This window comes from Xanthomonas sp. LMG 12462, assembly GCF_009192885.1.
Lineage (GTDB): Bacteria > Pseudomonadota > Gammaproteobacteria > Xanthomonadales > Xanthomonadaceae > Xanthomonas_A > Xanthomonas_A sontii.
In genome coordinates, this window is record NZ_NMPP01000002.1 from 33,493 (window position 1) to 51,506 (window position 18,014).

Annotated in this window: 12 protein-coding genes; 5 read left to right on the forward strand and 7 right to left on the reverse strand. The window is 70.2% G+C overall.

All coding sequences use genetic code 11. The features are described 5' to 3' along the window. The first annotated feature begins 38 nt into the window (after positions 1–38). Positions 39–1,043 (forward strand): class I fructose-bisphosphate aldolase, encoded by a 1,005-nt coding sequence (locus CEK69_RS00710; RefSeq protein WP_010341500.1) that lies wholly within the window; start codon positions 39–41, stop codon positions 1,041–1,043. A gap of 147 nt (positions 1,044–1,190) precedes the next feature. On the opposite strand, the gene CEK69_RS00715 is transcribed toward CEK69_RS00710, so the two are convergent. After that, positions 1,191–1,874, reverse strand: a complete 684-nt coding sequence (locus CEK69_RS00715) for a response regulator transcription factor (protein ID WP_017908599.1) — start codon at positions 1,872–1,874, stop codon at positions 1,191–1,193. A gap of 94 nt (positions 1,875–1,968) precedes the next feature. Here CEK69_RS00715 and CEK69_RS00720 point away from each other — a divergent pair, with 94 nt between their 5' ends. Continuing rightward, entirely contained in the window at positions 1,969–4,008 is a 2,040-nt protein-coding gene (locus tag CEK69_RS00720) for a sensor histidine kinase (protein ID WP_226974988.1), read from the forward strand. Between the two features lie 190 nt (positions 4,009–4,198). Here CEK69_RS00720 and CEK69_RS00725 read toward each other — a convergent pair whose 3' ends face one another. From CEK69_RS00725 to CEK69_RS00735, 3 genes are all read right to left on the reverse strand, one after another. Next, entirely contained in the window at positions 4,199–10,120 is a 5,922-nt protein-coding gene (locus CEK69_RS00725) for an MBG domain-containing protein (protein ID WP_152243204.1), read from the reverse strand. 13 nt (positions 10,121–10,133) lie between these two features. Further along, positions 10,134–11,834 carry a ShlB/FhaC/HecB family hemolysin secretion/activation protein gene (locus CEK69_RS00730; RefSeq protein ID WP_152243206.1) on the reverse strand — a complete coding sequence of 567 codons (1,701 nt, stop codon included), beginning with the start codon at positions 11,832–11,834 and terminating at the stop codon, positions 10,134–10,136. Positions 11,835–12,115: 281 nt separating this feature from the next. Beyond that, the gene (locus CEK69_RS00735; RefSeq protein WP_017912991.1) at positions 12,116–12,658 is read right to left on the reverse strand and encodes an O-acetyl-ADP-ribose deacetylase; all 543 of its coding nucleotides are present in this window, start codon (positions 12,656–12,658) and stop codon (positions 12,116–12,118) included. A gap of 126 nt (positions 12,659–12,784) precedes the next feature. Here CEK69_RS00735 and CEK69_RS00740 point away from each other — a divergent pair, with 126 nt between their 5' ends. Continuing rightward, on the forward strand, positions 12,785–13,282 hold the full coding sequence (locus tag CEK69_RS00740; RefSeq protein ID WP_152243208.1) for a hypothetical protein: 498 nt from the start codon (positions 12,785–12,787) through the stop codon (positions 13,280–13,282). A 22-nt stretch (positions 13,283–13,304) separates the two neighbouring features. Here the strand turns inward: CEK69_RS00740 and CEK69_RS00745 are convergent, their stop codons facing one another. Then, complete coding sequence (locus CEK69_RS00745; protein ID WP_017908605.1) at positions 13,305–13,820, reverse strand: isoprenylcysteine carboxylmethyltransferase family protein; 516 nt, start codon at positions 13,818–13,820, stop codon at positions 13,305–13,307. 252 nt (positions 13,821–14,072) lie between these two features. Here CEK69_RS00745 and CEK69_RS00750 point away from each other — a divergent pair, with 252 nt between their 5' ends. Both CEK69_RS00750 and CEK69_RS00755 read left to right on the forward strand, forming a co-directional pair. After that, entirely contained in the window at positions 14,073–15,173 is a 1,101-nt protein-coding gene (locus tag CEK69_RS00750) for a nucleoside hydrolase (protein WP_152243209.1), read from the forward strand. A gap of 131 nt (positions 15,174–15,304) precedes the next feature. Further along, the gene (locus tag CEK69_RS00755; RefSeq protein WP_226974989.1) at positions 15,305–15,679 is read left to right on the forward strand and encodes a tetratricopeptide repeat protein; all 375 of its coding nucleotides are present in this window, start codon (positions 15,305–15,307) and stop codon (positions 15,677–15,679) included. Positions 15,680–15,730: 51 nt separating this feature from the next. On the opposite strand, the gene cysK is transcribed toward CEK69_RS00755, so the two are convergent. Together cysK and cobA are read right to left on the reverse strand one after the other, a co-directional pair. After that, the gene (gene cysK, locus CEK69_RS00760; RefSeq protein WP_152243213.1) at positions 15,731–16,690 is read right to left on the reverse strand and encodes a cysteine synthase A; all 960 of its coding nucleotides are present in this window, start codon (positions 16,688–16,690) and stop codon (positions 15,731–15,733) included. A 29-nt stretch (positions 16,691–16,719) separates the two neighbouring features. Then, positions 16,720–17,910: a uroporphyrinogen-III C-methyltransferase gene (gene cobA, locus CEK69_RS00765; protein WP_152243215.1), complete on the reverse strand. Its 1,191-nt coding sequence runs from the start codon at positions 17,908–17,910 to the stop codon at positions 16,720–16,722. Positions 17,911–18,014 lie beyond the last annotated feature (104 nt).

The window sequence follows — 18,014 nt, forward strand, 5'->3', positions numbered from 1 at the left end:
ATAATGGGCGTTCCCCCGCTGCAGCCATCAGGAACCGTATGAGCATCGAACAGCTTGCCGAAACCGCACAGGCAATGGTCGCCCCGGGCAAGGGCATCATCGCGATCGACGAATCCACCAGCACCATCGCCAAGCGCTTCGCCGGCGTGGGCATCGAGAATGTCGAAGAGAATCGCCGTGCCTACCGCGAGCTGCTGCTGACCACGCCCAAGCTGAGCGACCACATCTCCGGCGCGATCCTGTACGACGAGACGATCCGACAGAAGACCAAGGACGGCGTGCCGTTCGCCAAGTACATGGCCGAGCACGGCATCATCCCTGGCATCAAGGTCGACAAGGGCACGCATCCGCTGGCCGGCATGCCGGGCGAACTGATCACCGAAGGCCTGGACGGTCTGCGCGCGCGCCTGGAGGAGTACTACAAGCTCGGCGCGCGCTTCGCCAAGTGGCGTGCGGTCATCACCATCGGCGAGGACATCCCGTCGGGCGTGTGCATCGAGACCAATGCGCATGCGCTGGCCCGTTATGCCGCGCTGTGCCAGGAGCAGGGCCTGGTGCCGATGGTGGAGCCGGAAGTGCTGATGGACGGCGACCACGACATCGAGACCTGCTACGAGGTCACCGAAGCCACGCTGCGTTCGCTGTTCGGCGCGCTGTACGAGCAGAACGTGGTCCTGGAAGGCACCATCCTCAAGGCCTCGATGGTCATCGCCGGCAAGGACTGCGACGAGCAGGCCAGTGTCGAGGAAGTGGCCGAGTCCACCGTGATGTGCCTCAAGAGCACCGTGCCGGCGATCCTCCCGGGCATCGTGTTCCTGTCCGGCGGTCAGACCGACGAGCAGTCCACCGCGCACCTCAACGCGATGAACCAGCTCGGCAACCTGCCGTGGCCGCTGAGCTTCTCCTACGGCCGCGCCATGCAGCAGGCCGCGCTGAAGCTGTGGGCGCAGGACATGAAGGGCAATTTCGCCAAGGCGCAGCAGGTGGTGTATGAGCGCGCCAAGGAAAACGGCCTGGCCGCGCTGGGCAAGTGGCAGGGCTGATCGGCCCCGCAACGCCTGCGAGGAAAGAAAAACGCCGGCATCGCCGGCGTTTTTCGTTTAGGGGCCATCGTGTTGCGGGAGCCGGCAGCGGAGCTTGCGCACTGGTGGCCAGGCCGCAGGGCGCGTCGGCGAGGCACGCCGCGGCGCTCAGGGCGCCAACGCCGCCGGCGCGTGGAAGCGATAGCCGCTGTTGCGCAAGGTCTTCACCGGCAGCGGGCGTCCGCTGATTTCCTCCACGCGGCGCCGCAGGCGGTACATCTGCGTGTCCAGCCGCCGCCGGTCGTACTCGAGGAAGTTCACCCCCAGCGCGTCGGCGATCTCGCGGTGGCCCACGCTCTCGCCGGCATGGCGCATCAGGCAGGCCAGCACCAGCAGATCCTGGCGCGACAGCGGCACCGGCGGCGCGTTGGGAACGTTTAGGCGTGCGGCGGCCAGTTCCAGGACCCAGCGCGCCGCCGGTGGCGGCAGGGCCAGGCGCCGGCCCAGCGACGCCAGCGTGGCGGCGAGTTCGTCCAGATCGACGCCCTTGCCCAGGTAGTGGTCCACGCCGAGTTCCAGTCCCGCGATGCGGTCGCTGGCGGTGTTGCGTGCACTGAACACCACGATGCCCAGCCGATGGCCGGCACGCCGCAGTTCACTGACCAGTTCCAGGCCGCTGCCGTCGGGAAGACCGACGTCGATCACGGCCATGGTGTGGCGCGCCGGATCGAATCGTTGCCGGAAGCCGGCGATGCTGTCCACGCAGAGGACGACGTAGCCCAGATCCTGCAGGAACTCGCCGAGTTCTTCGCACAGCACCGGCTCGTCCTCGAGCAGGATCACCTCGGACATGGAGTCGCGTCCTCGCGCAGTGCGGTTTGCTGTAACGTCATCGGCTGGCAAGGGTGCGGTATGGCGAATGATGGCGCAATGGTGGCGCTGGCTGGTGGGCGCATGGCTCGTGGTGGGCGTGGCCGTGGCCGCCGACGCGGCGCCATCCGCGGTCGCGGCGCTGCCGCTGACCAGCGCGCACCAGGATGCGAGCGGGTATCTGCAGCGCCTGGACGATCCGCACGGCCGACTGGACGTGGTGCAGGCCGCCGCCGCGACCGGCTGGACCCGGCTGCCCGACGGCCTCAACGCGGGATTCGCCGACGGTGCCGTGTGGCTGCGCCTGCCTGTTCATGTCCAGAGTGTACCGCCCGGCGGCTGGATGGTGCGATTGAGCAATGCCTTGCTCGACGACGTGCAGGCCTACGTGCGGCCCGAGGGCGGCGCCTGGCGCGCGCTGGGGGACAGCGGCGAACGCGTGCCGCGGCGCGATTGGCCGGTGGACTACCGCAGCCCCGTCTTCCAGTTCGCGCCAACGCATGCGGGCGATTACGAGGTGCTGCTGCGGTTGCGCAGCAAGAACGCGTTGGTCACCCGTCTGGACGTCTGGCAACGCCTGCCCTTCGATAACCACTCGCGGCGCGAGGGGCTGCAGTTCGGCCTGTATTTCGGCTTCTACCTGTTGCTGCTGTGCCTGCACGTGTTGTTCTGGCTCGCCACGCGCGCGCGCATGAGTGGCCTGTTCGTGGCCTATCTCGGCGGCTGCGTGTTCAACGAAGCGATGTCCATCGGCCTGGTGCAGCAGGTCACCGGCATGCCGATGGCGTGGAGCGACACGCTGTTGGGCATCAGCATCGCCTGCAGTCTGACGGTGGGATTCCAGGTCGCCAGCCGGCAACTGAACCTGCGCGCCTTTCATCCGCGGCTGGTGCGCTGGGGCACACGTCTGCTCTGGGCGGTCGCGTTCGGGTGCGCCGTGTTCGTGCTCGCCGGCCACTACGCCTGGGGCATGCAGCCGGTGCAGTCGCTGGGTCTGCTGGAGATCCTGCTGCTGGCGGGGCTGGGGCTGCACCTGCTGTGGCGCCGCTATCGGCCGGCGCTGTTCTTCGTGCTCGCGTTCTTTCCGTTCTATCTGGGGGTGATGTTGGGCTTCCTGCGCAACCTCGGATTCGTCCCGGTCAATGCGTGGACCCAGTACGCCACCACGTTCGGCACCATGCTGCACATGACGCTGCTGAGCGTGTTCCTCATCGGCCGTTACGAGCGGCAGCGCCGATTGCGCGAACGGCGGCATGCCGAGGTCGCGGTGGCACTCGCGCGCAGGCACGGTCTGGCGCTGGAGCGTGACGTGGCGTTGCGCACCGCAGAGCTGCGCAACGAAATCGGCAGGCGGCAGGCGCTGGAGAACGACCTGCGCGGCTTGCTGCAGACCGAGCGCAAGGTCATGCAGGAGCAACGCGATTTCGTGGCGATGGTGTCGCACGAGTTCCGCACGCCGCTGGCCGTCATCATGACCTCGGCGCAACAGCTGGCGCGCAAGCTGGATGCGCCGCCGGAACGCAATCGCGTGCGCTGCGGCAACATCCGCGACGCGGCGCAACGGCTGCTGGCGCTGGTGGACGAGTATCTCGCCGACGACCGCATGGGCGAGGCGGCCTCGGAACTGCGGCTGCAGCCGTGCGCCCTGCGCGTCCTGCTCGACGACCTGTGCGGTGACTTCCCGCCGCAGCGCGTGGTCTGCGAGGTTCTCACCGACGACGATGGTCTGCTCACCGACACCGGACTGCTGCGGGTGGCCGTGCGCAACCTGCTCGCCAATGCCGACCGCCATTGCCCGGCGGGCATGGCCATCCGCGTGCGCGTCCGCGGCAGTGCCGGAGGGCTGCGGCTGGAGGTCGCCAATCCGGGCGAACGCATCGCGCCTGCCGAACGCGAGCGGCTGTTCCAGAAGTACTACCGCGGCGAAAGCGCGCGGCATGCGCCGGGCGCGGGGCTCGGTCTGTACCTGGTGCGGCGCATCGCCGAACGTCTTGGGGGATGGGTAGGCCTGGCCAGGCAGGCACCCGACGAGTCGGTCTGCTTCGTATTGCTGCTGCCGCGCCGCCCGGATACACAGCTCGCAGTGTCGCGCGTGCCGCCGGCGATGGATGCCTGATCGCAGGCGGCCGTGCGTATCCCGACGCACGCCCTGCGCCAACAGCAAAAACAATCGGGCGCGGCGACGACCGATCGCCGCGCGTTCGTGCAGAGAGCCCGGTGCCGATTCGTGTGCCGGCGAGGGCCGTGACGAAAGCCGTGCCATGACCCGACGACACCGCCGCGCGGTGTCGTCAGGTCATTCCCGGCTACTGCCGGATGATGCAGCTGTCCGCGGAGGCGTTGGACGCGCCCGGGCTGCAGGCGACCGCCGGGGCGCGGATGCCGCCGTCGACGATCAGGATCGAGTCGGTGGCGGCCGTCACGGTGCCGCTGCTGCCGCCATGTGCCGCGGCCGCCAGTTGCCTGGCCGTCTCGTCGGCCTTTTGCGGACTGGTTTCTGTCGTGCTGCCGCCATCGCTGGTCACCGTGGCGGCGGCGACCGAGGTGTTGATCGCCTGCACGGTGGTGGTGGGCAACTGGACAGCGCCGCCGCCATCGCCGTTGCCGGCGACCACGTTCAACAGGCCATCGACGTAGCTGATGGTGTAGTTGGACAGCCCTGCGCCGGTGGCGCCGGAGGCGGTGATGGCGTAGTTGCCGACCGCAGCGCCGTTGCCGGCACCGGCACTGTTCAGGGCGACGCCGGAGACGGTGTCGCGGTTGAGCAGGCCGGAGACACGGTAGCCGGTGAGGGTGGCGGTGCTGCCGACGGTCTTGCTGGCATCGCTGGCGACGATGCGCAAGGTGGCCGGATCGACGCGCAGGCTGCCGTCGACGTAGCTGACGACGTAGTTGGACAGCCCTGCGCCGGTCGCGCCGGAGGCGGTGATGGCGTAGTTGCCGACCGCGGCGCCGGCACCGGCGCCGGCGCTGCCCAGGGCGACGCCGGAGACGGTGTCGCCGTTGAGCAGGCCCGAAACGCGGTAGCCACTGAGGTTGATGGTGCCGCCGTAGGTCTTGTTGGCGTCGTTGGCGACGATGCGCAGGGTGGCCGGATCGACACGCAGGCTGCCGTCGACGTAGCTGACGACGTAGTTGGACAGCCCGGCGCCGGTCGCGCCGGAGGCGGTGATGGCGTAGTTGCCGACCGCGCCGCCGGCACCGGCGCCGGCGCTGCCCAGGGCGACGCCGGAGACGGTGTCGCCGTTGAGCAGGCCCGAAACGCGGTAGCCGCTGAGGGTGACGGTGCCGCCGTAGGTCTTGTTGGCGTCGCTGGCGACGATGCGCAGCGTCGCCGGATCGACGCGCAGGCTGCCGTCGACGTAGTTGACGACGTAGTTGGACAGCCCGGCGCCGGTCGCGCCGGAGGCGGTGACGGCATAGTTGCCCACTGCGGCGCCGCTACCGGCGCCCGCGCTGCTCAGCGCGACCGCGGAGACGCTGTCGCTGCCGATCAGGCCGGAAACGCGGTAGCCGCTGAGGTTGAGGGTGCTGCCGTAGGTCTTGGAGCCCGAGGTCGCCGTCACCGTCAGCGTCGCCGGGGTGATGGCGATGCCGCCGGAGACCACGTAGCCGATGTCGTAGCCCTGTTGCGAGGACGCCAGGCCACCGATCTGCAGCATGCCGTTGCCGGTCGTATAGCTGCCGACGCCATTGCCTGCGGTCGCGTAGCGCAGCGACGATCCGAACAGCAGGCTGGGGTTGAATGCGCCGCCGGCCGTGTAGGACGAGATCGTGCCGCTGACACCGTTGCCATCGTAGGTCTTGTCGAGCCCGGAGAGGCTGGTGCTGATCGTCAACGGGGTCAGGAAGCTGCGCAGCAGCGGCGTGCCCATGTGTTCGTACAGGCGCCAGGTCTGGCCGGTGCCGCCGCGGTTGTCGATCGCCCAGCCGGCATCGGTGAAGGTGGACAGCGTGTTCAACGCGCTCCAGGACCTGCCGCCGCTGATCGCATCGATGCTGCCGGTGTTGCTGCCCGCCAAGCGCAGGCCGGCGTTGATCGGATTACCGCCGATGTCGGTGGCGAAGAAGCTGGCGTTGATCGTGCCACTGTTGGTGCCGACCAGGCCGCCGACGGCGTTGCTGCCGCCTATGTCGCCGATGGCGTAGCTGGCGTTGATGATGCCGCCATCGTTATAGCCGACCAGACCGCCGAGATACTGGGTGCCGATCACGCCACGGCCGCCGGCATAGGCCGCGTTGATGGTGCCGGTCAGGTTGTAACCGACCAGGCCGCCCGCATACTCGGTGGCGGCGATGAAACCAGTGGCATAGACACGGGCCAGACTGCCTCGAGAGTTGTACCCGACCAGCCCGCCGATGTACCACGTGCCGGAAACATCGCCGACGGCGTAAGCGTCGCTGAGGCTTGTGCTGAAGAGGTTACCGACCAGTCCGCCGACATAGCTGACTCCCGATGCGCCACCGGTCGCGTGCGCGTTCGTGATGGTCCCCCTGTTCGCCACTCCGATCAGCCCGCCGACGTAGTTCGAGCCGGAGACGCTCCCGCTGGCCTGCACATTGGTGAGGGTAGCGGTGGACGCCTGGCCTAGCAGACCGCCCGCATGCGTGGTGGTCGCGGTGACGTTGCCGCTGGCCGAGGCGTTCTGGATCTGGCTCTGATTGGCGTTGCCGATCAGCCCGCCGACATGGTCGCCGCTGGCAGTGCTGGTGCTGGTCGCGCTGCCGCTGGCCTGCACGTTGCTGTAGTTGCCCTGGTAGTCGTTGCCGACCAGGCCGCCGACACTGCTGCCGCCGGAGACCGTGCTCGACGAGGACGACGCGTTGATCGTGCCGCTGGCGTTGCTGCCGATCAGTCCGCCGACGTAGTTGCCGCTGTAGGGGCCGCCGCTGCCGACCACGCTGCCGCTGGTCTGCGCGCCGGTGATCGTCCCGGCGTTGTTGTAGCCGGTGAGGCCGCCGATGAAGTTGCCGGTGCCGCTCATGGTGCCGGTGACGCGGATGCCGCTGAGCGTGCCGGCATTGAAGCCGGCGACGCCGCCCACGTAGGCAGTGCCGGTGACGGTGGCGCCGGTCAGGGCGAGGTTGACGATCCGGCTGGCGGCGCCGGTGTTGCCGAACAGGCCGACGTAGGACGTGCCGCCGCGGGCGATGGTCAGCGCGGAGATCGTGCGGTTCGCGCCGTCGAGGCTGCCGGTGAAGGCGTTGTTGCTGTCGCCGACCGGGCTGAAGCCGGCGCTGCTCCACATGCCGCTGGCGTTGCTGCCGGCGGTTTGGCTGGCGTCGATGTCGGCCGACAGGCTGTAGTTGGCCGCCATGTTGTACGCCATCAGTTGCAACTGGTGTGCGTTGCCGATGGTGGTGCTGTACTCGCTGGCCAGGAACGGGCGCGTCTGCCCCTCGATCATGATCCAGGCCGGACTGCCGACGCCATCGCTGGCGACGTAGACGTTGCTGGTGCCGGCGAGCAACGCCCAGGTGCCGAGATTGCCGTAGGTGCTGTGGCTGTAACGGTTGTTGCTGCCGAAGCTGGTCAGATTGGTGGCGCTGCCGCCGCCTCCGCTGCTGATGGCATTGGCCTGGCCGGTGCTGTCGACGTCCCACGACGCATTGCTGACGCTGCCCGAATTGGCGCCGATCAGTCCGCCCACGTTGTTGTTGTTGGTGCTGATGACGGCACCCGTGGCGTAGCTGTTGCTGACGCTGCTGGAGCTGACGCTGGCACCGCCCGCGTTATTGACGCCCACGAGCCCGCCCACCGAGGCCGTTGCGGTGACGCTGCCGGTGGCGTAGGTGTTGGCGATGGTGCTCTGGTAGTTCATGCCGACCAGCCCGCCGACCATAGAACTGCTGCCGGTCACGCTGCCGGTGGCGTAGCTGTTCTTGATCGAGCCGGCGTTCTGGTTGGTTCCGACCAGGCCGCCGACGGAACTGGTGCCGCTCACGGTGCTGGTGGAATACGTGTTGGTCAGGCTGCCGCCGTCGTTGTAGCCGACCAGGCCGCCGGTGTTGCTGGAGCTGCCGGTCACGCTGCCGGTGCTGTGGGAATTGCGGATCGTGGCGCCGACGTTGTTGCCCGCCACGCCGCCGACGGTGTTTTGCCCGTTGACGCTGCCGTTGAACACGCCGTTGTCGATCAAACCCAGGTTGTAGCCGGCCAATCCGCCGATGCCGCCCGAGGTGCCGCTCACCACGCCGTCGACGGTGACGTTCTTGATCGCGCCCTGGTTGTAGCCGACCAGGCCGCCGACGTAATAGCCGCCGGAGATGGAGACGTTGCCCAGGTGCACATCGCGGATGAGGCTGTTGCTGCTGGTGGTGCCGAACAGACCGACGTAACCGCTGGCGCTGGAGATGGTCAGGTTGTTGATGCTGTGGCCCAGGCCGGCCAGCTTGCTCTGGAAGGAGGACACCAGGGCGCTGCTGCGGGTGACGCCGGCCAGGTCGATGTCCTGGGCCAACGCATAGGCGCCGGGGCTGTTGAAATAGGTGGCCGCGTCGGCCAGCGAGTGGATCAGCGTGTACGCCTGCCCGTTGATCGCCAGGCTGGCGTGCGCGCCGCCGAGCGAGACGGGGGTGTTGACGTAGTAGTCGCCCGTGCCGCCGACGGTGCCGTTGTCGGTGTAGCCGCCGTAGTTCAGCACCAGGCCGGCCGTGTTGCCGGTGGCGGTGACGGCGGCATTGAGATAGATGCTGTGGTAGGCGTCCAGGGTCAGCGTGGAGTTGCCGCTCCAGCCGATCGCCGCATTGACGTTGATGTCGCCGCTGCCGTTGCTCACGGTGCCCGGGCCGCTGGCGTTGGTGCTGGAGGTGAGCAGGGTGACGTTGGTGCCGCCGTTCAACGCGCCGCTGATGGTGCTGGCGGCCGCGCTGTCCACGGTCAGGTCTTCCGGGTCGACCAGCCAGGTGCCGGCGCTGCCGGGGCCGGCGCCCTTGGCGCCGACCGTGATGCCGGAGAAGTCGACGGTGTGGCCGCTGGTTTCGAGCAGGCCGCCGCTGCCGCTGCCGGCCGCGTTGGCGCGCAGCGCGCCATGCACCGCGGTGTGGCCATCGGACCAGACCACGATGGAGCCGCCGTTGCCCTGGCCGGTCGCGCTGGCATCGAGCAGCGCGCCGTCGGCGACCGTGGCCGCACTGGCGTGTTGCAACTGTTCGCCGCCCTGATAGCCGCCGCCGATGCGCACGCTGCCGCCGGCCGCGGTGCCGCGGGCGTCGATGCGGCCAGCGACGCTCACCGCGCCATCGGACAGCAGCTGCACGCTGCCGCCGTGGGTGCCGGAGACATCGATGCGGCCGCTGCTGGCCACGTCGCCGCCGCTGCCGACCAGGCGCACGCTGCCGCCGGAGGTGTCGATGCCGGTGGCTTCGAGCGCGCCGGTGTTGTTGACCAGCAACTTCGACAGCCCGGTGCTGCCGGCCTGCAGCAGGATCTGCCCGCCATTGGCGCGCAGCGTGCCGCTGTTCTCCACCGCCGCCGCCGCGCCGTCCACCGACTGGCTGGCCGCCGCGACCATCTGCATGCCGATCGCGCCGGCCGCGTCCATGGTCACCTTGACCTGATCGGCGGAGAGCAGGCGGATGGCGCCGCCGTCGGCGCTGATGCTGCCGCGGTTGGCGACATGGTTGCCGACGAGATTGACCGAACCGCCGTTGCCGGCGCGGATGCTGCCCTGGTTGACCACGCTGGCGGCGCCATGGTCGCCCCGCGCGAGCAGGTAGCCGTTGTCGTCGTCGCCGGCCAGGCCCAGCGAACTGGCGACCAGGCCGCCGACGTTCACCTGCGCGTGGTTGCCGAACAGGATGCCGGCGGAGTTGATCAGGAACACATTGCCGTTGGCGCGCAGGCTGCCGTCGATGACGCTGGCGCCGCGGCTGGCATCGATCAGGTTGAGCGCCACCGCCGAGCTGGACGGCTGCACGAACACCACGCTGGCGTCCTTGCCGACGTTGAAGCTGTTCCAGTTCAGCACCGCCTTGGCCGCGTTCTGGTCGATCTGCAGGGTGCCGCCGTTCTGCGACACGGTGGCGCCGGTGGCGCTGGACAGCGACGGCACGCCGCTGGCGTGGGCCGGCGCGGCCAGCGCACAGGCCAGGGCGAAGGGCAGCAGCGGCGCGGCCAGGCGCGCCGCGCCGGTGCCGGTGGCGCCGGCGTGGCCGGTGGCGACTTCGGAGGCGACCTGGAGCACGCCGAGGTGGCGGTTGAAGACGAGGCGGTAGATGCGGTTCATGGAGATCCCCAGGTCAGAAGGTCAGGCCGAAGCGGGCCCAGTAGCGCACATCCTTGCCGTCGCTCGGCTTGGTGGTGCCGGTGGGCTTGGCCGCGGCCAGATCGAACGAGAGTCCGTGCCAGTCGGGCAGCCGGAAGCTGAGGCCGACGCCGGCGCCCTCGAAGGTGGTGACGCTGTCGTACACCGCGCGGTTGGCGCCGTTCGGGTAGACCCGGCCGTAGTCGTAGAACACGCTGGCGGTCAGCAGCTGACCCCAGGCGCGGCCGCCGAACGGCGAGGCGGCGCTGGCGAAGCCTGGTGCGTCCACCTGGTACTCCAGGCCGGAGTCGAAGCCGCGGTCGCCGAGCGCGGCGCCGAGCGGGAAGGCGCGCACGCTGGTCGGTCCGCCCAGCGAGAACTGTTCCAGCGGGGTCAGGGTGTCGTCGCTGTACTGGCCGTTGACGCGCAACTGCAGGCGCTGCGTGGCGGTCAGCCCCTGCAGCCGGGTGTAGCTCAGGCGCGCGACGGTGAAGTGGCGGTCGTGGCGGGCGTACAGGTAATCGGTCTGCGGCGAATCGTCGTCGAGCGCGCCGCGCACGCTGAGCTGCAGCAGGTCGATGCCGTGAAGCCGGCGATCGTCGTGGCGCACGCTGGTGCCGAGCTCGGCCACATCGAATTTTTGCTTGGACAACAGCACGCCCAGGCCCTGCAGGCGCGAGCTCTCCTTGACCAGGTGCAGCCAGCTCTGCACGCGCCAGGCGTCGGAATTGACGAACTTCCAGTCCAGGCCCAGCGCGCTCTGCTGGGTTGGGCCCTGGATGTCGAGCGCGGCGAACGCGCCGTTGTCGAGGTTGACCACGCTGCGCGTGTAGGACGCGCTGGCGCTGAGGCCGTCGACGCCGGCGATCGGCACTTGGTAGGCGAGGCTGCCCTGCCAGGTATTGGCCGGATCCAGCGCATAGGCATAGCTGGCCGACAGGTGGTCGCCCAGACCGAGCGGGTTGTTCCAGTCCACGCCGAGCTGCGCGCGGTAGCGGCCGATGCTCGGGGTGCCGTAGTTGCTGGCGCCGACGCTGACCTGCAGCGGGCGCTCCTCGCTGGCCTGGATCACCACGTCGGTCTCGCCGGGGTTGGCGCCGGGCTTGAGCACGGAGGTGGCGGACACGCCCGGCAGGTCGCGGGTGTACAGCAGCGCCGACTGCAGATCCTGCTGGCGCAGGATCTGGCCCTGCAGGGCCAGGGCAGGGCTGGCGATCAGGCGGTCGTCGTAGCGGCGCGCGCCCTCGACGGTGATCTTGCCGACCCGGCCCTCGACCACGCGGATCTCGACCACCTGGTCCGGCCCCAGGGTCTGCACCGGCAGATATGCCCGGGCGACCAGGAAGCCGGCCTGGCGGTAGGCCTGGGTCAGCGTGTCGGCGATCTGCTGCAGTTGCGCGAAGCTGAGCTGGGCCGGCAGCGTGCCGCCGCCGAGTGCGCGCAGGCGCGCATCGGCCAGCGCCTGCAGGCGCGCCGGATCGATCTGCTCGCGCGGATGGTCGCCGACGCCGGTGACGCGGATCGCCTGTACCGCGATCGGCGCCGCGGCGTCGGTGGTGCTGGTGCCGGTGGCCGGGGCGGCTTCCTGGGCCAGTGCCGTCGCGCAGGTCAGCGTCAAGGCCAGGCCGGCGGCCCACGGAAGCACGAACAGGGCATTCGCCAGCGTACTCGGACGCGGACGGCAAGAAATCGTCATGATGTTAAGGTGGCGTTAGGGTTGAGGCTCGCGCAATGTAGCCTTCCCACCGCCGATCAATCTGAGCGAATCTGAGCGCGCGATCACTCTTTGCGCGGTCCCCTGACACGGTGTCGGGGTAATCCCCACAGCACGCTGTGCCAGCGCAGGGCGCCGGGCGCCGGGCGCTGGGCGGCCGCCATCTCAGTCAATCAGGGCGTGCCTGCGCCCGGGTGGAACGCAGGCCCTGTGGTGATTCGTCGCGGGTGTCCGCCGGGGCTGTCAGCGTCCGGGTCGACCGCTCAGGCTGCGGTGGCGCACTGCGCGTCGCGCAACGCCTGCCGGTACGCCTTGGCGGTGGCGTCGTTGTAGGCCACCAGGATGATCCGCTTGGGCACCGCATGCGCGCGCTGCCAGGCGTCGGTCTCGGCCACCGCGATACGCGCGGCCTGGTGCAGCGGGTAACCGTAGACGCCGCAGCTGATCGCCGGAAACGCCACCGAGTGCAGGCCCATCTGCTCGGCCAGGCGCAGGGCGCGCCAGTAGCAGTTGGCCAACAGGGCCGGTTCGTTGTGGGCGCCGTCGCGCCACACCGGACCGACGGTATGCAGCACGTGCCGCGCCTTGAGCTGGTGGCCCGCGGTCGCACGCACCTCGCCGACCGGGCAGCGTACGCCCGGCTTGAGTTCCGGCAGGCGCCGGCATTCTTCCAGCAGTTCCGGGCCGGCGGCACGGTGGATGGCGCCGTCCACGCCGCCACCACCGAGCAGGGACTCGTTGGCGGCGTTGACGATCGCGTCCACGTCGAGCTGGGTGATGTCGCCTTGCCAGATTTCGATCTTCATGCGCCGATCTTTAGGGGAGCCGAATGATGGATGCGTGAGGGTGTCGCCACCCGCCGCCGCGCGCTGCCACGGCCGCTTAACCGGCCAGCGGCAAGACTGACGCGTCCCCATCTCAGCACTTGCGACATGAACCCGAACCCGCCGCCGCCACAGGTCGCCGATGCCCTCGCGCAGGGCCAGATCATCAAGGCGATCAAGCTGCTGCGCGCGCACAGCGGCATGGACCTGCGCAGTGCGAAGGAGCAGGTCGATGCTTGGCTGCTGGCCGGCGCGGCGCGCACGGTGACGGAGATGCTCGACCGCCACGCCTCCGCTGCCGCAGCAGGCGCGACACCGGCAACGTCGGCCCCGGCGCAAACGCCGACCGAGGAACGGCGCCTGCCGCCGGCGGCGGAACTGGCGCTGCGTCGCGGCGAGCGGCGCACGGCCGCCAAGCTGGTGTTCGAGCACTATCCGGACATGTCGCTGCGCGAGGCACTGGAGATGGTGCAGCGGCATCTGCGCTCGGCGCCGACGCTGGGTGCCGCCTCGACCGTGGCCGCCGGCGACCGTGGCGGGGCCTGGCGTTGGGGGCTGCTGGCGCTGTTGCTGGCTGCGGCGGCGGCCTGGTGGCTGGCGCGCTGAGGCATGCCGACGCGGCCAGTGGCTACAGCCAGCGCGCGACCTGCGCGCAGTAGCGCGCATAGGCACTGCCGAAGCGTTCGCGCAGGCGCGCTTCCTCGTAGGGGATGACCACCCGCTGCAAGGCCAGCAGCGGCAAGGGCAGCAACAGCGCCGACCACGGCCAGCCGATCTGCACGCTCAGGCCGAGGTAACTCAGGGTCAGGCTGACGTACATCGGGTTGCGGGTCAGCCGGTAGGGCCCGTGGCAGACCAGGTGCGAGGGCGCGCGCTCGGGCAGCAGCGTGGTGCGGTCGCGTGCGAACAGCACGAAGCACCAGCACGCCAGCAGCAGGCCGGCGAGCGCGACGGCGCCGCCGCCCAGTTGCAGCCAGGCCAGTGCAGCGCCCTGCGGCAACGGCAACGGCAGCGCGTGCTGCAGGCTGGCGCCGAGCAGCAGCGCCAGCAGGAAATGCGCCGGCGAGGTCGTGCGCACCAGCAACGGCACGCGCGCCTGCGCGCGTGCGGGCGGTGGATCGGTGCGGTCGGTTCGGTCGTGCATGCAGTCCTTCCCTGGTTCGGTTGCGGCCGCGCAAGTTTACGCGGCTGCCCACGGCGTCCGCGCGCGCGCGTCACGAATGGGCACGGGCGCGACCCGGCAGTGCCTCGTCGTGCGTGGCAGTGCGCGCAAACCCGATTACCCTAGCGCCCGTGCGGCACGTCGCAGACGCTTGCGTTCGACGTGTCGCGTCGTTCCGCGTCGATCGCACCCGACGCGCCGGTCGTTCCCCTTCCGCCACCATTGTCCCGCCTCATGCCAATCGCTTCCGCCAGCAGCACCGCCGCCCCGCGCCGCCGGGTCATCCTCGAAGACGACATCGACGGCTTCACCCCTGCGCAGCTGTTGCTGCTGCAATCGCCCGAGGTGGAGGTGCTGGGCATCTCGGTGGTCAGCGGCAACATCTGGCGCGACGAAGCGCTGGCGCATACCCGGCGCCTGCTCGAGATCGCCGGGCGCGGCGAAGTGCCGGTGCTGCCCGGCCCGGTGTTCCCGCTGCTCAACAGCGAGGTGGCCACCGAGCGCTGGGAAGCGCTGTACGGCAAGTTGCTGTGGAAGGGCGCCTGGACCCGGCAATGGGTCGAGCACGACACCGTGCAGAGCGCGCCGCGGTACCACGCGCACGACGTGGTCCCGGACCTGCCGCTGGGCAATCCCACGGTGGTGCAGGCAGCCAGCGAGCCGGCCGCCTTGTTCATGATCCGCAAGGTGCGCGAGTTCCCCGGCGAGGTCAGCATCGTCGCCACCGGGCCGCTGACCAATCTGGCCTTGGCGCAGCGGCTCGATTCCGACTTCGCCACGCTGGCCAAGGAGTTGGTCTACATGGGCGGCAGCCTCAATCCGCGGCAGCGCCGCGACAGCGTCTCGGCGGCGCAGTTCGCGCGCGAGTTCGTCAATTCGCCGCGGCGCGAATTCAACATCCGCTGGGACCCGGAAGCGGCCAGCATCGTGATGCGTGCGCCGTGGCGGCGCATGGTGATGGTGCCGGTGGATCCGTCCACCGCCACCGAACTGACCCCGCAGCTGCTGGCGCGGATGGGCGCCGCCGACACGCCGATCGGCCATGCGCTGCGCCGGCGCGAACCTGGCTTCCCGATGTGGGACGAACTGGCCACCGCTCTGTGGCTGCGCCCGGAGCTGGCCACCGTCAGCGAGACGCTGTACGTGGACACCAACACCGAGTTCGGCGCCGGCTATGGCGACATCCTGTCGTGGGCGCCGGGCTACCAGCCGGGCCTGGGCGAGCAGGCGCAGCAGGTGGTACGCGAGGTCGACGTGGCCGCCATCGAGCAGTTGCTGGTGGAGCGCCTGACCGCGCCGCAGCCGCCGGCGCTGGGCGCGCCGCTGCCGGTCTGAGGCATGGCGCATGCGGATGTGCAGTCCGCTGCACGCCACGGCGTCCTGGTGCGCAGCGGACTCGTCGTCCTGCCGCTCGCGTGCGGGGCAGGCGGGACGCCGGCCTGGGGTGCACTGACATGAGCGCATCCGTGCCCGACGACCGCCTCGCGCAGGCGAAGGCCTTGGTCATGGCAGCGTTCCGGGAGCCGCAGCGTGCCGATGCGCTGCTGGCCGAGGCCGAGACACTTGTGCGCGCCGCGGCCAGAGCGGCACCCGCCGATCCACGCCCGCTCACCTGTCTGGGCGCGGTGCTGTGCGATCGCGGGCACTACCGGCGGGCAGCCGCGGCACTGCGCCGCGCCGTGCGCCTGCAGTCCGACGATCGCAGTACCTACTTCAATCTGGGCGTGGCCTTGCTCAACGTGGGCCAGCAGGCCGAAGCCATGGCGGCGTTCCAGCACGCGGCCAGCCTGCGGGCCGCACCGTTGTCGTGGACGGCGTACTTCGATCCGCACGCACAGTAGCGATGCCGCGCCGGTGCGGCAGCGCCAGGGCGCATGCCTGCCGCTGCGCGCTTACGGCAGACCGGCCAGCCAGTCGTCGTCGCTGCCTTCGTTGATGTCGGCGAACAGCGGCGTGGAGAAGTAGCGCTCGCCGGTGTCCGGCAGCATCGCCAGGATCACCGCGCCGGGCGCCGCGGTCTCGGCCACGCGCAGCGCGGTGGCCACCGTGCCGCCGCCGGAGATGCCGGTGAAGATGCCTTCCTCGGCGGCGAGGCGGCGCGACACCGTGATGGCGTCGCTGTCTTCGACGCTCAGCACCTCGTCGTAGACCTCGCGGTTGAGCACCTCGGGCACGAAATCCGGCGTCCAGCCCTGGATCTTGTGCGGCTTCCACTCCTGGCCCTGCAGCAGGGCCGCGCCGGCCGGTTCGGTGGCGGTGATGTGCACTTCCGGACGTGCGAGCCGCAGCACTTCGCCGACGCCGGTGAGGGTGCCGCCCGTGCCCCAGCCGCTGACGAAATGGTCGAGCCGGCGGCCGGCGAAGTCGCGCAGGATTTCCGCGGCGGTGGTGCTGCGGTGGTAGGCCGGATTGGCCGGGTTGGCGAACTGCCGAGCCAGGAACCAGCCATGCTGCCTGGCCAGTTCCTCGGCCTTGCGCACCATGCCGCTGCCGCGCTCGGCGGCGGGGGTCAGGATCACCTTGGCGCCGTAGGCGCGCATCAGCTTGCGGCGCTCGATCGAGAAGGTTTCCACCATCGTCGCCACGAACTTGTAGCCGCGTGCGGCGGCGACCATCGCCAGCGCCACGCCGGTATTGCCGGAGGTCGCTTCGACGATGGTGTCGCCGGGCTTGAGCAGGCCGCGCGCCTCGGCGTCGAGCACGATCGCCAGGGCCAGGCGGTCCTTGACCGAACCGCCGGGATTGAAGGCCTCGACTTTGACGTACAGGTCCACGTGCGCCGGCGCCAGCCGCTGCAGCTTGACGATCGGGGTGTGGCCGATGGTGTCGAGGATGTTGTCGTAGATGGCCATGGGCAAGGTCTCCGGGAATGGGGGGCGGGTCAGGCGGCGTGGGCCAGGGTAGGCGCCGCCTGCTTCGGGGAAGGTGAGGGCAGCGCGTGCAGCGGTGCGGCGCCGAACCAGTGCAGGGTGTCGGCCAGCGCGGCCACCTCGCCCAGGATCAGCAGCGCTGGCGCACGCACCGCATGCGCGCGGGCGGTGTCGGGTAGGTCGGCGAGGGTGCCGCGCACCACCCGCTGTTCGGCGCGCGAGCCGTTCTCGACCAGCGCGAAGGGCGTGCTGGCGGCGCGACCGGCGGCGAGCAGGCGCGTGCGCACCGTGTCCAGGCCGGCCACGCCCATGTACACCGCCAGGGTCTGCCGCTCCTGTGCCAGCGCGGCCCAGTCCAGCGTGTCCAGCGAGGCCTTGCAGTGCGCGGTGACCAGGCGCAGCGATTGTGCGTGGTCGCGATGGGTCAGCGGGATGCCGGCGTAGGCGGCGCAGGCCAGCGCGGCGGTGATGCCGGGCACCACCGCGTAGTCCACGCCGTGCGCGCGCAGGTATTCCAGTTCCTCGCCGCCGCGGCCGAACACGAACGGGTCGCCGCCCTTCAGCCGCACCACCCGGCGTCCGCGCTGCGCGTGTTCCAGCAGCAAGGCATGGATCTGCTCCTGCGCCACGCTATGGCCGTCGGCCGACTTGCCGACGGCGATGCGCTCGGTGCCGGCCGGCACGAGCTGCAGGATCGCGGCGCTGACCAGGCGGTCGTGCAGGACCACGTCGGCCTGGCGCAGGGCATGCAGCGCGTTGCCGGTGAGCAGGCCGGGATCGCCGGGGCCGGCGCCGACCAGGGTCACGCTGCCTGGGCGCAGCGGCAGCGCCTGCTGTACGGCGGTCTCGGCGGCAGCGGCATTGGCCGCGGACGCCGGCTCGGCCGGCACGGCTTGCGCCAGCACCCGCCGTGCGGCCGCGGCCTGCAGCGCCTGGCGGTTGGCCATGGCGTCCTCGCTCGCGGCGATCAGATACCACACGCTGTCCAGCCAGGCGCTGTCGAAGGCGCCTGGCAGCCAGACCAGCCGTCCCTGCGCGGCCAGCGCATGCAAGCCCGGGGTCAGGGTCGGCGCGGCCACCCGTGGCAGGGCGCCGGCGGCGAGCAGTGCCTGCACCTGGCGCTCGGCAGCCGCGCCGCCGCCGATCACCAGCACGGCCCGGTCGCGCAGGTCCGGATACAGGGCAATCGGGGCAGGGCTCACAGGGCGGCTCGCAACGCGGGGCAGGCGGGAGCGACGACCGTAGCGCCGGCTCATAGCCCCAGGAAATGACTTCATGCCCAAGACAGATAGCTTTCGGTTATAAG